We start from the raw sequence: 15,535 nt of genomic DNA on the forward strand, positions 1-15,535 counted from the left end.
CAGCATTGAATTGCCGGCAGGGACCGAGATGGTGATGCCGGGCGACAACGTCAGCATCAAGGTGTCGCTGATTCAGCCGATCGCCATGGACGAAGGTCTGCGTTTTGCCATCCGCGAAGGCGGCCGCACCGTTGGTGCCGGCGTCGTTGCGAAGATCGAAGAGTAAGCGCGTTTGACGACAAGGCCGGGGTTCGGCGTAGCGAACGCGCGTCGAGTCCCGGTCTTTAAGATTACAGGCCAATAGCTCAATTGGTAGAGCGACGGTCTCCAAAACCGTAGGTTGGGGGTTCGAGACCCTCTTGGCCTGCCACAGGATAAGCCGCAAGGCGCACAGCATTCATGGCTGACAAACTCAAGCTGCTGGTAGCAGTGATGCTGGTCATCTCGGGGGTGGCCGGCTTTTATTTTTTTGCGGACGCGCCCACCGTGGTGCGTGTGCTGTCCGTGATCGTTGGGGTCGTGCTGGCGGGTGTCGTGGCCGGCATGTCGGCCCCGGGCAAGCAGTTCTTCAGCTTCGCGCTCGAGGCGCGTGACGAGGCCAAGAAGGTTGTCTGGCCGACCCGCAAGGAGACCATCCAGATGACGGGTGTGGTCATGGCCTTTGTGGTGGTGATGGCGCTCTTTCTTTGGGCGGTCGATAGTATTTTGATGTGGCTGGTCAAGCTGGCCATGGGACAGGGGAGTTGAGTATGCGGTGGTACGTGGTTCATGCCTACTCCGGCTTCGAGAAAAGCGTCGCGCGCAATTTGATTGAGCGCATCGAGCGTGCGGGCATGAAGGATCGCTTTGGCGAAATCCTGGTGCCGGTGGAAGAAGTGGTGGAAATGAAGGGTGGTCAGAAAAAGACTGCCGAGCGCAAGTTCTTCCCCGGCTACGTCCTGGTCCAGATGGACATGGATGACGACACCTGGCATCTGGTGAAAAGCACGCCCAAGGTGACGGGTTTTGTCGGTGGAACGGCAACCAAGCCTGCACCGATTACCGAAAAAGAAGTTCAGTCCATTCTTGATCAGATGCGTGAGGGGGTGGAGAAGCCCCGACCGAAGGTGCTGTTCGAGGTGGGCGAGGCGGTGCGTGTCATCGATGGTCCGTTTACCGACTTCAATGGCAATGTGGAAGAAGTGAATTACGACAAGAGCAAGTTGCGCGTGTCGGTGATGATTTTTGGCCGGGCGACGCCTGTGGAACTGGGTTTCGGCCAGGTCGAAAAAGCCTGACTTCCGGCATCGGCCGGGCAGGGTAAAAATCCGGTTTACCGGAGAGGAGCGCGAGTAGGGCAACCCAAAGCGCGTTGGTACTCACTATTTAGGAGCCATCATGGCAAAGAAAATTGTCGGCTATATCAAGCTGCAAGTCCCGGCAGGCAAGGCGAACCCTTCGCCGCCCATTGGTCCTGCGCTCGGTCAGCGCGGTCTGAACATCATGGAATTCTGCAAGGCGTTCAACGCCAAGACGCAGAGCATGGAGCCCGGTCTGCCGATTCCGGTCGTGATCACCGCGTTTGCGGACAAGAGCTTCACCTTCATCATGAAGACGCCGCCCGCGACGGTGCTGATCAAAAAAGCGATCAAGCTCGACAAAGGCAGCGCCAAGCCGCACGTCGACAAGGTGGGCACGATTACCCGCGCCCAGCTGGAAGAAATCGCCAAGGCCAAGGAGCCCGATCTGACCGCGTCCGATATGGATGCGGCAGTGCGCACTATTGCCGGCACAGCCCGTTCCATGGGCATCATCGTGGAGGGAGTCTGACATGGCTAACGTATCCAAGCGCTTGCGCGCACTCAAGGAAAAGATCGACCGCAACCGCAATTATCCGGTGGTCGACGCACTGCAGCTGGTGAAAGAGGCTGCCACGGCCAAGTTCAACGAGTCGATCGACATCGCGGTGAACCTCGGCGTTGACGCCCGCAAATCCGACCAGATGGTTCGGGGTGCGGTGGTGCTGCCGAAGGGGATCGGCAAGACCGTTCGCGTCGCCGTGTTCGCCCAGGGCGACAACGTGCAGAAGGCGAAAGACGCTGGCGCCGATATCGTCGGTTTCGACGATCTGGCGGCCGAGATCAAGGCTGGCAAAATGGATTTCGACGTGGTGATCGCCACCCCCGACGCGATGCGCGTCGTCGGCCAGCTCGGCCAGATCCTGGGCCCGCGCGGCCTGATGCCGAATCCCAAGGTGGGGACGGTGTCGGCCGACGTGGCGGGCGCAGTGAAAAACGCCAAAGCCGGCCAGGTGCAGTACCGCACCGACAAGGGCGGCATCGTGCATTGCACGATTGGCCGCGCCTCGTTCAGCGTCGACGACCTGAAAGAGAACCTGGCTGCTCTGCTGGATGCGCTTCAGCGCGCCAAGCCGGCCAGCTCAAAGGGCGTCTATTTCAAACGCCTGTCGGTGTCTTCCACCATGGGTGTCGGCGTTCGCGTAGACCAGGCCAGCGTCAGCGCATAGTTTTAAATGGTGGGCGTCTCTGGGAAGAGCGCCTGAATGAACTTTGGGCCGTCAGCCAGTGGTCTTGGTTGACGGGTTGTCAAAGACCGTAGGCATCCGTAAGGATTTAATCGCGGGTGGATGGCAGATGGGTGATGGTGTTCCATCCTCTGTTTGTCGGCATTGCGACCTACGCAGATGGCTTCCCCAGCAGGATTTTCCTGTCAAGGTCGCCAGCCGGAGCGGGCAACGCTCCGTAACTGAGAAGGAGGTAAGACCTTGAGTCTGAATCTTGAAGAAAAGAAAGCCGTCGTTGCTGAGGTTGCTGCGCAGGTTGCAGGCGCCCAGACGGTTGTCGTAGCCGAGTACCGTGGCATCACGGTGGATAAAATGACCCTGTTGCGCGCGCAAGCACGCAAGGAAGGGGTGTATTTGCGCGTGTTGAAAAACTCGCTGGTGCGCCGCGCGGTTGCGGATACGCCATTTGCAGGCCTTACCGACCAGTTGGTCGGTCCGCTTGCCTATGGTATGTCCAAAGACCCGGTGGCCGCCGCCAAAGTGATGCACGAATTTGCCAAGACCAACGACAAGTTTGTCATCAAGGCCGGTGCCATGCCCAACTTCCTCATGTCCGCCAAGGACGTGGGGAATCTGGCCAGCATGCCCAGCCGTGATGAACTGTTGTCCAAGCTCTTGGGCACCATGCAGGCCCCGATCGCGCAATTCGTTCGCACCCTGAACGAAGTGCCGACCAAGTTCGTTCGCGGACTGGCTGCGGTGCGCGACAAGCAGGCCGCCTGACCCAATTGGGTTGGCGCGGTTTGCCGACATCCGAATCGACGATATTGTTTTTTAATCTGAAGCACAATTGACAGGAGTAACACAAATGGCTGTTGCAAAAGCTGACATTCTTGACGCCATCGCTAACATGACCGTGCTTGAGCTTTCCGAGCTCATCAAGGAAATGGAAGAGAAATTTGGCGTTTCCGCCGCTGCCGCTGCAGTTGCCGTGGCAGCCCCCGCTGCCGGTGGCGCTGCCGCTGCTGAAGAGCAGACCGAGTTCACCGTGATGCTGAATTCCTGTGGCGAGAAGAAAGTGGAAGTCATCAAGGTGGTGCGCGCTGCCACCGGCCTGGGCCTGAAAGAAGCCAAGGACCTGGTCGACGGCGCCCCCAAGGCGGTGAAGGAAGGCGTGACCAAGGCCGATGCCGACGCGCTGAAAAAGCAGTTGGAAGAGGCTGGCGCATCCGTCGAAGTCAAATAAGTCAACGGACCCCGGGGCGGGGCGCGCAAGTGCGCCGGCTCATTCCGATGACGTATTTATTTCACCACATTGTTTCGTGGTGTGTTGCGGGGAAACCCGCGGCAGACGCAAGCAGCAAATACCCGGAACCCGGAATCGGCTTCCGGGTCGTTTGCTTTTTGCGTGTGCCTCACAATGCGCAGGCCGTAATACACGCGCCCGCGCGCCCCTGATCGTCAAGGAGACCCCATGGCTTATACCTTTACCGAGAAAAAACGTCTGCGCAAGAGCTTTGCCAGTCGGACCAACACCCTTCCGGTGCCTTTTCTTCTGGCGACTCAGCTTGAGTCATATCGCGCCTTCCTGCAGGAAGGTCGCACACGCGAGGAGCGTCTGAACGAAGGCCTGCAAGCCGCGTTCACTTCGATTTTTCCGATTGAGAGCCACTCCAAGAACGCGCGGCTGGAATACGTCAGCTACACGCTCGGCGTGCCGGTGTTCGACATCAAGGAATGCCAGCAGCGCGGCCTGACCTACTGCGCCCCGCTGCGCGCCAAGGTGCGCCTGGTGATCATGGACAAGGAAGCGTCCAAGCCGACGATCAAGGAGGTCAAGGAGCAGGAAGTCTACATGGGTGAAATCCCGCTGATGACGCCGACCGGCTCCTTTGTCATCAACGGCACCGAGCGTGTCATTGTGTCGCAGCTGCACCGCTCGCCCGGCGTGTTCTTCGAGCACGACCGCGGCAAGACCCACAGCTCGGGCAAGCTCTTGTTCTCGGCGCGCGTGATTCCCTACCGCGGCTCGTGGCTGGACTTTGAGTTCGACGCCAAGGACATCCTGTTCTTCCGCGTCGACCGCCGCCGCAAGATGCCGGTCACCATTCTGTTGAAGGCGCTGGGCTACACGCCGGCCAACATTCTGGACGACTTCTTCGACAAGGACACGTTCTACGTCAACACCCAGGGCGTGCAGTTCGAATTGGTGCCCGAGCGCCTGCGCGGCGAGCTTGCCCGTTTCGACATCTGCGGCAAGGACGACCACGTCATCGTCGCCAAGGACAAGCGCATCACGGTCAAGCACATTCGCGAGCTTGACGCCGCTGGCGTCAAGAAATGGGCGGTGCCTGCCGAGTTCGTGGTGGGCCGCGTGCTGGCACACGATGTGGTCAACACCGATACTGGTGAGTTGGTGGCGCGCGCCAACGACGAGATCACGGAAGAGCTGCTGACTGCGCTGGCCGCAGCCCGGGTTGAGAAGTTCAACACGCTCTACACCAACGATCTCAATCACGGCGCCTTCATTTCGCAGACGCTGCGAGCCGACGACACCACCGACGATTATTCTGCGAAGGTGGCGATGTACCGAATGATGCGTCCGGGCGAGCCGCCCACCGAAGATGCGGTGAATGCGCTGTTCGGCAACCTGTTCTTCAACGAAGACCGCTACGACCTGTCGGCCGTGGGTCGGATGAAATTCAACCGTCGCATCGGTCGCGAAGAGCTGACCGGCACCGGCACGCTGTCGACCGAGGATATCGTGGCTGTCATCAAGATCCTGGTCGAATTGCGCAACGGCCGCGGCGAGATCGACGACATCGATCACCTCGGCAACCGTCGCGTGCGTTCGGTCGGCGAACTGGCGGAGAACCAGTTCCGTGCCGGTCTTGTGCGGGTCGAGCGCGCGGTGCGCGAGCGCCTCTCGCAAGCCGAGTCCGACAACCTGATGCCGCATGACCTGATCAACGCCAAGCCGGTGTCGGCGGCGATCAAGGAATTCTTCGGCTCCAGCCAGTTGTCGCAGTTCATGGACCAGACCAACCCGCTGTCCGAGATCACCCACAAGCGCCGCGTTTCGGCTCTGGGACCTGGCGGTCTGACCCGCGAACGCGCCGGCTTCGAGGTGCGCGACGTGCACCCGACCCACTATGGCCGGGTCTGCCCGATCGAAACGCCGGAAGGCCCGAACATCGGCCTGATCAACTCGCTGGCCTTGTTCGCCCGTACCAACTGGTATGGCTTCATCGAAACGCCCTACAGAAAAGTCATCAACAACAAGGTGACCGATGAAATCGAATACCTGTCGGCGATCGAAGAGAGCAAATTCGTGATTGCGCAGGCCAACGCCGAACTCGATGCCAAGAGCAAGTTCACCGACGACCTGGTGTCGTGCCGCTTCAAAAATGAATTCACGCTGTCGACGCCCGACCGCATCGAATTCATGGACGTGGCGCCGGCACAGATCGTGTCGGTGGCAGCCTCGTTGATTCCCTTCCTGGAACACGACGACGCCAACCGCGCGCTGATGGGTTCGAACATGCAGCGTCAGGCAGTGCCATGTCTGCGTCCGGAAAAGCCCTTTGTCGGCACCGGTATCGAGCGCACCGCCGCGGTCGACTCCGGTACGGTGGTCACCGCGCATCGCGGCGGCATCGTCGATTACATCGACGCCGGCCGGATCGTGATCCGCGTGCACGACGAGGAGGCACGCGAAGGTGAGATTGGCGTGGATATCTACTCGCTGATCAAGTACACGCGTTCCAACCAGAACACCAACATCAACCAGCGTCCGCTGGTGAAGGTGGGCGACGTGATCGCCCGCGGCGACGTCATCGCCGATGGCGCATCGACCGACATGGGCGAACTGGCGCTGGGCCAGAACATGCTGGTCGCCTTCATGCCGTGGAACGGCTACAACTTCGAAGACTCGATCCTGATCAACGAGAAAGTCGTCGCCGAAGACCGCTACACCTCGATTCACATCGAGGAACTGTCGGTGGTGGCGCGTGATACCAAGCTCGGTCCGGAAGAAATCACCTGTGACATCTCCAACCTGGCCGAGCGCCAGTTGGGGCGCCTGGATGCCTCCGGTATTATCGCCGTCGGCGCGGAAGTCGAGTCGGGCGACGTGCTGGTCGGCAAGGTCACGCCCAAGGGTGAAACCCAGTTGACGCCGGAAGAAAAATTGCTGCGTGCCATTTTTGGCGAAAAAGCCAGCGACGTGAAGGACACCAGTCTTAAGGTGCCGTCCGGCATGTCGGGCGTGGTCATCGACGTGCACGTGTTCACCCGTGAAGGTATCGAACGGGATGCTCGTGCGCAGTCGATCATTGATACGCAACTGCTTGAATACAAAAAGGATGTGACCGACCGCATGCGCATCGTCGAAGACGACACCTTTGCACGTCTGGAAAAGCTGCTGCACCTGAAAGTTGCCAATGGCGGCCCCAAGAAGCTCGCCAAAGGCAGTAAGGTCACCAAGGACTATCTGGAGTCGGTGAATCGTCACGACTGGTTCGACATTCGCCTGGCCGATGATGATGCCAGCCGCCAAGTCGAATCGCTGAAAGACAGCCTGACGCAAAAGCGCATCGAGTTCGATGCGATGTTTGAAGAGAAGAAGAAAAAACTCACGGCAGGCGACGAGTTGCCGCCCGGTGTGCAGAAGATGGTCAAGGTCTACATTGCGGTCAAGCGCCGCCTGCAGCCCGGTGACAAGATGGCTGGCCGTCACGGCAACAAGGGTGTGGTGTCGAAGATTGTTCCGGTCGAGGATATGCCCTTCATGGAAGACGGCCGTCCAGTCGACATCGTGCTGAATCCGCTCGGCGTACCGTCGCGGATGAACATCGGGCAGATTCTGGAAACCCACCTCGGCTGGGCCGCCAAGGGTCTGGGCGAGAAAATCGGCGAAATGCTGGCGGCGCAGACCAAGACGCTGGTGAAGGATCTGCGTAATTTCCTGAAGAAAATTTACAACCAGTCAGGTAAGACGGAAGACATCGATGGCTTCAGCGATGACGAAATCCTCGAGCTTGCGCGCAACCTGAAAAAAGGCGTGCCGTTTGCCTCGCCGGTATTTGATGGCGCTTCGGAAGATGAAATCCGCCAGATGCTCACGCTGGCCGGTTTGCCCGAGGGTGGCCAGGTCACGTTGTACGACGGCCAGACCGGTGAAGCCTTCGATCGCCAGGTGACGGTGGGCTACAAGCACGTACTGAAGCTGCATCACCTGGTCGACGACAAGATGCACGCGCGTTCCACCGGTCCGTACTCGCTGGTCACCCAGCAACCGCTGGGCGGCAAGGCGCAGTTTGGCGGCCAGCGCTTTGGCGAAATGGAAGTGTGGGCGCTGGAAGCCTACGGCGCCTCCTATGTGCTGCAGGAAATGCTCACCGTGAAGTCGGACGATGTGAATGGCCGTACCAAAGTGTACGAGAGCATCGTCAAGGGCGATCACAAAATCGAGGCGGGCATGCCGGAATCCTTCAACGTGCTGGTGAAAGAAATCCGTTCGCTCGGCATCGACATCGATCTGGAACGTTATTAATTTAGGGGTGAGGACACAGCCATGAAAGCACTGTTAGATCTATTCAAGCAGGCCACCCACGAGGAAGAGTTCGACGCCATCAAGATTGGCCTGGCGTCGCCGGAGAAAATCCGTTCCTGGTCGTACGGTGAAGTGAAGAAGCCGGAGACCATCAACTACCGCACCTTCAAGCCGGAGCGCGATGGCCTGTTCTGCGCCAAGATTTTCGGTCCGGTGAAGGACTACGAATGTCTGTGCGGCAAGTACAAGCGCCTGAAGCACCGTGGCGTGATCTGCGAGAAGTGCGGCGTCGAAGTGACGCTGTCCAAGGTGCGCCGCGAGCGCATGGGCCACATTGAGTTGGCCTCACCGGTCGCGCATATCTGGTTCCTGAAGTCGCTGCCGTCACGTCTGGGCATGGTGCTCGACATGACGCTGCGCGACATCGAGCGTGTGCTCTACTTCGAAGGCTTCATGGTGGTCGAGCCCGGCATGACGCCGCTCAATCGCGGCCAGTTGCTGACCGAGGATGACTACCTGGCCAAGCTGGAAGAATACGGCGATGAGTTCAAGGCGCTGATGGGTGCGGAAGCCGTGCGCGAATTGCTGCGCTCGCTCGATCTGCACACCACCGTGGAAAGCCTGCATTCTGAAATCAACAAAACCGGTTCCGATACCAAGCTGAAGAAGCTGTCGAAGCGTCTGAAGATCCTCGAAGGTTTCCAGAAGTCCGGCATCAAGCCAGAATGGATGATCCTCGAAGTGCTGCCGGTGCTGCCGCCCGAACTGCGTCCGCTGGTGCCGCTGGACGGCGGCCGTTTCGCTACCTCCGACCTGAACGATCTGTATCGCCGCGTCATCAACCGCAACAACCGGCTCAAGAGACTTCTTGAACTGAAGGCGCCCGAAATCATCGTGCGCAACGAAAAGCGCATGCTGCAGGAGGCCGTGGATTCGCTGCTCGACAACGGCCGTCGCGGCAAAGCGATGACCGGTGCCAACAAGCGTCCGCTGAAGTCGCTGGCCGACATGATCAAGGGCAAGAGCGGTCGCTTCCGTCAGAACCTTCTGGGCAAGCGCGTCGACTACTCCGGCCGTTCGGTCATCGTGGTGGGCCCGACCCTGAAACTGCACCAGTGCGGCCTGCCGAAGAAGATGGCGCTGGAGCTGTTCAAGCCCTTCATCTTCAACCGCCTCGAAGTGCTGGGGCTGGCGACCACGATCAAGGCCTCCAAGAAAATGGTGGAAGACGAAGAGCCGGTCGTGTGGGATCTGCTGGAAGAAGTCATCCGCGAGCATCCGGTGATGCTGAACCGCGCACCGACGCTGCACCGCCTGGGTATCCAGGCGTTCGAGCCGGTGCTGATCGAAGGCAAGGCGATTCAGCTGCACCCGCTGGTGTGCGCGGCGTTCAATGCCGACTTCGACGGCGACCAGATGGCCGTCCACGTGCCGCTGTCGCTGGAAGCGCAGACCGAAGCCCGCACCCTGATGCTGGCGTCGAACAACGTGCTGTCGCCCGCCAACGGCGAGCCGATTATCGTGCCGTCGCAAGACATCGTGCTGGGCCTGTATTACATGACGCGCGAGAAGATCAACGCCAAGGGCGAAGGCATGCTGTTTGCCGACGTCACCGAAGCGCGTCGCGCCTACGATACCCGCGAAGCCGAGCTGCATGCCCGCGTCACGGTGCGCATCAAGGAAGTGACCCTGGACGAGGACAAGAAGCGGGTTGAAACCGTCAAGCGGGTGGAAACCACGCTGGGCCGCGCGCTGCTGTCCGAAATCCTGCCGCCGGGGCTGCCGTTCAGCTTTATCGACAAGGCCTTGAAGAAAAAGGAAATCTCCAAGCTGATCAACGCCAGCTTTCGCCGCTGCGGCCTGCGCGAGACGGTGATTTTCGCCGACAAGCTGATGTACACCGGTTTCACCTTCGCCACCCGTTCAGGGATGTCGATTGCGGTCAAGGACATGCTGATCCCAGTCGAGAAGGGGCAGATCCTGGGCGCGGCCGAAGCCGAGGTAAAAGAGATCGAATCGCAATACACCTCGGGTCTGGTGACCCAGGGCGAACGCTACAACAAGGTGGTCGACATCTGGGGCCGTGCGGGTGATGCCGTGGCCAAGGCGATGATGGGACAGCTGGGCGGCGAGAAGGTCATCGACCGCCATGGCAAGGAAGTCACTCAGGAGTCGTTCAACGCGATTTACATGATGGCAGACTCGGGCGCGCGCGGTTCCGCGGCGCAGATTCGCCAACTGGCCGGCATGCGGGGCCTGATGGCGAAGCCGGACGGCTCCATCATCGAAACGCCGATCACGGCGAACTTCCGTGAAGGCCTGAACATGCTCCAGTACTTCATCTCGACCCACGGCGCACGTAAGGGCCTGGCCGATACCGCGCTGAAAACCGCGAACTCCGGCTACCTGACGCGCCGACTGGTCGACGTGACGCAGGATCTGGTGGTGACCGAGCACGATTGCGGCACCAAGAACGGTCTGGTGGTGAAGGCGCTGGTCGAAGGCGGCGAAGTCGTGGAAGCGCTGCGCGAACGGATTTTGGGCCGCGTGGCTGCCAGCGATGTCATCAATCCGGAAACTCAGGAAACCATGTTCGAAGCCGGCACGCTGCTGGTGGAAGACGTGGTCGACACCATCGAAGCGCTCGGTATCGACGAAGTCAAGGTCCGCACGCCGCTGACCTGCGAAACGCGCTACGGCCTGTGTGTCAGTTGCTATGGCCGCGACCTTGGCCGCGGTTATCTGATCAACGTCGGCGAGGCGGTCGGCGTGATCGCCGCGCAGTCGATCGGCGAGCCGGGTACCCAGCTCACCATGCGGACCTTCCACATCGGTGGCGCCGCTTCGCGTGCGGCGGCGGCCAGCCAGCTCGAGGCCAAGTCCAACGGCATGGTGCAGTACACCGCCACCATGCGCTACGTGACCAATGCCCGCAAGGAACTGGTTGCGATTTCGCGCAGCGGCGAGATTCTCATCGCGGACGAAAGCGGCCGCGAGCGCGAGCGTCATAAGGTGCCCTATGGTGCGACGCTGGTGGTGACCGACGGCGCCAAGATCAAGGCCGGCGCCGTGCTGGCGATGTGGGATCCGCACACCCGTCCGATCATCACCGAATACGCCGGACGCATCCGCTTCGAGAACATCGAAGAGGGCGTCACCGTGGCCAAGCAGCTCGATGATGTCACGGGTCTGTCGACCCTGGTGGTGATCGATCCCAAGCGCAAGGCCAGCAGCGCTTCTAAAGGCCTGCGCCCGCAGGTCAAGCTGCTGGACGAGACCGGCAATGAACTCAAGCTGGCGGGGACCGATACGCTGGTCAATATCACCTTCCAGATCGGCTCCATCATCACTGTGAAGGATGGCCAGGACGTGGCGGTGGGCGACGTGATCGCGCGGATTCCGCAGGAAACCTCGAAGACCCGTGACATTACCGGCGGTCTGCCGCGTGTGGCCGAGCTGTTCGAAGCACGTTCGCCGAAAGATGCCGGCGTATTGGCAGAAGTTACCGGCACTGTCTCCTTCGGCAAGGACACCAAGGGCAAGCAGCGTCTGGTCATCACCGACCTCGACGGGGTGGCGAACGAGTATCTCATCACCAAGGAAAAGCATGTGACGGCGCACGACGGCCAGATCGTCCAGAAGGGTGAAATCATCGTCGATGGTCCGGTCGATCCGCACGACATCCTGCGCCTGCGGGGGGTGGAAGCGCTGGCGCGCTACATCACCGACGAAGTGCAGGACGTCTACCGCTTGCAAGGCGTGAAGATCAACGACAAACACATCGAGGTGATCGTGCGCCAGATGCTGCGTCGCGTCACGGTCGCCGATCCGGGCAGCACCGGTCTCATCCCCGGCGAGCAGGTCGAGCGCTCGGAAGTGCTGCAGATCAATGACGACATGGTGGCGGCCGGCAAGGAACCTGCAGTCTACGATCCGATTTTGCTCGGCATCACCAAGGCGTCGCTGTCGACCGATTCGTTCATCTCGGCGGCTTCCTTCCAGGAAACCACGCGTGTTCTGACCGAGGCGGCCATCATGGGCAAGCGCGACGAACTGCGCGGTCTCAAGGAAAACGTGATTGTCGGACGCCTGATCCCGGCGGGTACGGGTCTGGCCTTTCATAACACCCGACGTCGCCAGGCTGCAGGGGAAGACCTTGGGGCCGAACATTTGATCGAAGGTGGGGACGTGAACCCTGCCGAGAATCAGGAAGTGGCTTGACAGGGAGTAGTCTCTCCCCTAGAATCACGCGTCTTTTTCCGGCCTCAAGTTTGCCGGGAAGCGCAGGACTCTAGCCCGGGACGGCGACTAGCCGTCCCGCTTGTTTTAGAAACGATACGCTCACCTTAATTTTTCGGAATTTTTGACATGCCAACGATTAACCAGCTGATCCGCAAGCCGCGCCAGGCGCCGGTGGAAAAGAGCAAGGTTCCGGCCTTGAAAGCCTGTCCGCAACGCCGCGGCGTGTGCACCCGCGTGTACACCACGACGCCCAAGAAACCGAACTCCGCCTTGCGTAAGGTCTGCAAGGTCAAGCTCACCAGCGGCTTCGAGGTCATCAGCTACATCGGTGGTGAAGGCCATAACCTGCAGGAGCACTCGGTTGTGCTGGTGCGCGGCGGCCGGGTCAAGGACTTGCCGGGTGTGCGTTACCACACCGTGCGCGGTAGCCTGGACACCGCTGGTGTCAAGGATCGCAAGCAGTCGCGTTCGAAATACGGCGCCAAGCGTCCGAAAAAAGCTTAACTAGATAGAGAGACAGGAATATGCCCCGTCGTCGCGAAGTCCCCAAACGTGAAATCCTGCCTGATCCGAAATTCGGTAATCAGGAGGTTTCGAAATTCATGAACGTCGTTATGTCCAGCGGCAAGAAGTCGGTCGCCGAGCGCATTGTTTATGGCGCTTTTGAGCAGATCGTCCAGAAGTCGGGCAAGGACCCCCTGGAGGTGTTCGGCGTGGCGCTGAACAATGCCCGTCCGATGGTCGAGGTGAAGAGCCGCCGTGTCGGTGGCGCCAACTATCAGGTGCCGGTCGAAGTGCGCTCGAGCCGTCGTACCGCATTGGCGATGCGCTGGCTGAAGGATGCCGCACGCAAGCGCGGGGAAAAATCCATGGGCGCCCGTTTGGCGGGCGAATTGCTGGACGCGGCTGAAGGTCGCGGCGGCGCAGTGAAGAAGCGTGAGGAAGTGCATCGTATGGCAGAGGCCAACAAGGCCTTCTCGCATTTCCGTTTCTGATCTCAACGCACAAATTGGCAGGTAACTAACGTGGCACGCATTACTCCTATTGAGCGCTATCGCAATATCGGCATTTCGGCCCATATTGACGCCGGCAAGACCACCACCACCGAGCGCGTCCTGTTTTACACGGGCGTGTCGCACAAAATCGGCGAAGTCCACGATGGCGCGGCCACCATGGACTGGATGGAGCAGGAGCAGGAGCGTGGCATTACGATTACATCGGCCGCGACCACGTGCTTCTGGAAGGGAATGGACGGCAATTTCCCCGAGCATCGCATCAACATCATTGACACGCCGGGCCACGTCGATTTCACCATTGAAGTCGAGCGCTCCATGCGGGTGCTGGATGGAGCCTGCATGGTGTATTGCGCGGTGGGTGGTGTGCAGCCGCAGTCTGAAACCGTGTGGCGTCAGGCCAATAAATACCGGGTGCCGCGCCTGGCATTCGTCAACAAGATGGACCGTTCCGGGGCGGATTTTTTCAAGGTCTATGACCAGATGCGTTTGCGCCTGAAGGCCAATCCGATTCCGATCCAGGTGCCGATCGGAGCGGAGGAAAAGTTCGAGGGCGTGGTTGATCTGGTTCGCATGAAGGCGATCTACTGGGATGAGGCCAGCCTGGGCATGAAGTTCGATCTGCGCGAGATTCCCGCGGAGCTGCTGGAGACGTGCAAAAAGTGGCGTGAAACCATGGTCGAAGCGGCCGCGGAATCGTCTGAAGAGATGATGAACCAGTATCTGGAGGAGGGCGACCTCTCCGAGGCTGACATTATCAAGGGTCTTCGCGCGCGTACGATTGCCAGCGAGATCGTTCCGATGATGTGCGGTAGCGCGTTCAAGAACAAGGGCGTGCAGGCCATGCTCGACAAGGTGGTCGAGTTGATGCCGGCGCCGACCGACGTCCCCTCGGTAAAAGGCGAGTTGGATAATGGTACGGAAGGCGCACGTCGCCCGGCTGACGACGAAAAGTTTTCTGCGTTGGCGTTCAAGGTTGCGACCGACCCCTATGTGGGTCAGCTGATTTTCTTCCGCGTGTATTCCGGCGTCGTCAAGTCGGGCGATACCATTTACAACCCGGTCAAGGGTCGCAAGGAACGTCTGGGCCGCATTCTGCAGATGCACGCCAACCAGCGTGAAGAGATCAAGGAAGTGCGCGCGGGCGACATTGCTGCGGCAGTCGGCCTGAAGGATGTCACGACGGGCGATACGCTGTGCGACCTGGGTGACCCGATTACGCTTGAGCGGATGATTTTCCCTGAGCCGGTGATTCACGTTGCAGTCGAGCCGAAGACCAAGGTCGATCAGGAGAAAATGGGTATTGCCCTGGGCCGCCTGGCGCAGGAAGACCCGTCTTTCCGCGTTCGTACCGATGAAGAAAGCGGCCAGACGATCATGTCCGGCATGGGTGAGTTGCACCTGGAAATTCTGGTTGACCGCATGCGCCGCGAGTTTGGCGTGGAAGCAAACGTTGGTGCGCCGCAAGTGGCCTACCGCGAGGCGATCAAGAAGGAAATCGAGCAGGAAGGCAAGCACGTCAAGCAGTCGGGTGGCAAGGGCCAGTATGGCCATGTCTGGATCAAAATGGGGCCGAACGAGACCGGCAAGGGCTTTGAGTTCGTCGATGCCATCAAGGGTGGTACGGTGCCACGCGAATACATTCCCGCGGTCGAAAAGGGGCTGCGTGAAGCATTGAATAATGGCGTGCTTGCGGGCTACCCCGTGGTTGATGTGAAGGTCACGCTGTTTGACGGCTCCTATCACGATGTCGACTCGTCCGAGCTGGCGTTCAAGCTGGCAGCGATCATGGCCTTCAAGGACGGCATGCGTAAAGCCAGCCCGATCCTGCTGGAGCCGATGATGGCGGTGGAAGTGGAAACGCCCGAAGACTATATGGGCGACGTCATGGGCGACTTGAACCGTCGTCGCGGCATCATCCAGGGCATGGACGATGTGGGCGGGGTCAAGGCGATCAAGGCGGAAGTGCCGTTGGCCGAGATGTTCGGTTATTCCACCGATCTGCGCTCAATGTCGCAGGGCCGTGCGACCTATTCGATGGAATTCAAGCACTACACCGAAGCGCCGAAGAACATCGCTGAAGCAGTGATCGCCAAGAAATAATTTTGATTTTATAGGGTACTTGAAATGGCTAAGGAAAAATTCCAGCGGACCAAACCGCACGTAAACGTTGGCACCATTGGTCACGTTGACCACGGCAAGACCACCTTGACCGCGGCGATCACCACCATTTTGGCGAAGAAGTATGGCGGTGCGGCGAAGAAATACGACGAGATTGACAGC

The 15,535-nt window shown here is 59.8% G+C and carries 12 protein-coding genes, 1 tRNA gene and 1 pseudogene; all 14 read left to right on the forward strand.

The window, feature by feature from the left end; translation table 11 throughout:
- Positions 1–166: pseudogene (gene tuf / locus ABW22_RS16820) on the forward strand (elongation factor Tu); the annotation flags it as partial.
- A 68-nt stretch (positions 167–234) separates the two neighbouring features.
- A tRNA-Trp gene (locus ABW22_RS11125) sits at positions 235–310 on the forward strand.
- Positions 311–339: 29 nt separating this feature from the next.
- On the forward strand, positions 340–687 hold the full coding sequence (gene secE, locus ABW22_RS11130; RefSeq protein WP_059756388.1) for a preprotein translocase subunit SecE: 348 nt from the start codon (positions 340–342) through the stop codon (positions 685–687).
- On the forward strand, positions 684–1,217 hold the full coding sequence (gene nusG, locus ABW22_RS11135) for a transcription termination/antitermination protein NusG (protein ID WP_059756390.1): 534 nt from the start codon (positions 684–686) through the stop codon (positions 1,215–1,217). The genes secE and nusG overlap by 4 nt, the downstream gene beginning before the upstream one ends.
- A gap of 100 nt (positions 1,218–1,317) precedes the next feature.
- Complete coding sequence (gene rplK / locus ABW22_RS11140) at positions 1,318–1,749, forward strand: 50S ribosomal protein L11 (RefSeq protein WP_059756393.1); 432 nt, start codon at positions 1,318–1,320, stop codon at positions 1,747–1,749.
- 1 nt (position 1,750) lies between these two features.
- Positions 1,751–2,446, forward strand: coding sequence for a 50S ribosomal protein L1 (rplA, locus tag ABW22_RS11145; protein WP_059756396.1), 696 nt, complete (start codon positions 1,751–1,753; stop codon positions 2,444–2,446).
- Between the two features lie 258 nt (positions 2,447–2,704).
- Positions 2,705–3,226: a 50S ribosomal protein L10 gene (gene rplJ, locus ABW22_RS11150; RefSeq protein ID WP_059756399.1), complete on the forward strand. Its 522-nt coding sequence runs from the start codon at positions 2,705–2,707 to the stop codon at positions 3,224–3,226.
- Positions 3,227–3,311: 85 nt separating this feature from the next.
- Positions 3,312–3,689 carry a 50S ribosomal protein L7/L12 gene (rplL, locus tag ABW22_RS11155; RefSeq protein WP_059756401.1) on the forward strand — a complete coding sequence of 126 codons (378 nt, stop codon included), beginning with the start codon at positions 3,312–3,314 and terminating at the stop codon, positions 3,687–3,689.
- Between the two features lie 228 nt (positions 3,690–3,917).
- Positions 3,918–7,997 (forward strand): DNA-directed RNA polymerase subunit beta, encoded by a 4,080-nt coding sequence (rpoB, locus tag ABW22_RS11160; protein ID WP_059756404.1) that lies wholly within the window; start codon positions 3,918–3,920, stop codon positions 7,995–7,997.
- A gap of 21 nt (positions 7,998–8,018) precedes the next feature.
- Positions 8,019–12,218: a DNA-directed RNA polymerase subunit beta' gene (gene rpoC, locus ABW22_RS11165; protein ID WP_059756407.1), complete on the forward strand. Its 4,200-nt coding sequence runs from the start codon at positions 8,019–8,021 to the stop codon at positions 12,216–12,218.
- A 147-nt stretch (positions 12,219–12,365) separates the two neighbouring features.
- A complete protein-coding gene (gene rpsL / locus ABW22_RS11170) occupies positions 12,366–12,743 on the forward strand; it encodes a 30S ribosomal protein S12 (protein ID WP_011310913.1) in 378 nt (125 codons plus the stop codon).
- Positions 12,744–12,763: 20 nt separating this feature from the next.
- Positions 12,764–13,234 (forward strand): 30S ribosomal protein S7, encoded by a 471-nt coding sequence (gene rpsG / locus ABW22_RS11175; protein WP_059756409.1) that lies wholly within the window; start codon positions 12,764–12,766, stop codon positions 13,232–13,234.
- Positions 13,235–13,264: 30 nt separating this feature from the next.
- Positions 13,265–15,355 (forward strand): elongation factor G, encoded by a 2,091-nt coding sequence (gene fusA / locus ABW22_RS11180; protein ID WP_059756411.1) that lies wholly within the window; start codon positions 13,265–13,267, stop codon positions 15,353–15,355.
- Positions 15,356–15,379: 24 nt separating this feature from the next.
- The coding region (locus ABW22_RS11185) for a GTP-binding protein (protein ID WP_059752405.1) at positions 15,380–15,535 on the forward strand (156 nt) is incomplete at its 3' end.

This window comes from Thiobacillus denitrificans (assembly GCF_001530125.1).
Classification (GTDB): Bacteria; Pseudomonadota; Gammaproteobacteria; order Burkholderiales; family Thiobacillaceae; genus Thiobacillus; species Thiobacillus denitrificans_C.

What these genes read in the sequence shown, in the direction of transcription:
- rplK (WP_059756393.1), top strand. Translation starts at nt 1,318, where the DNA reads ATGGCAAAGAAAATTGTCGGCTATATCAAGCTGCAAGTCCCGGCAGGC.
- rplA (WP_059756396.1), top strand. Translation starts at nt 1,751, where the DNA reads ATGGCTAACGTATCCAAGCGCTTGCGCGCACTCAAGGAAAAGATCGAC.
- rpsL (WP_011310913.1), top strand. Translation starts at nt 12,366, where the DNA reads ATGCCAACGATTAACCAGCTGATCCGCAAGCCGCGCCAGGCGCCGGTG.
- rpoC (WP_059756407.1), top strand. Translation starts at nt 8,019, where the DNA reads ATGAAAGCACTGTTAGATCTATTCAAGCAGGCCACCCACGAGGAAGAG.
- rpoB (WP_059756404.1), top strand. Translation starts at nt 3,918, where the DNA reads ATGGCTTATACCTTTACCGAGAAAAAACGTCTGCGCAAGAGCTTTGCC.
- secE (WP_059756388.1), top strand. Translation starts at nt 340, where the DNA reads ATGGCTGACAAACTCAAGCTGCTGGTAGCAGTGATGCTGGTCATCTCG.
- rplL (WP_059756401.1), top strand. Translation starts at nt 3,312, where the DNA reads ATGGCTGTTGCAAAAGCTGACATTCTTGACGCCATCGCTAACATGACC.
- rpsG (WP_059756409.1), top strand. Translation starts at nt 12,764, where the DNA reads ATGCCCCGTCGTCGCGAAGTCCCCAAACGTGAAATCCTGCCTGATCCG.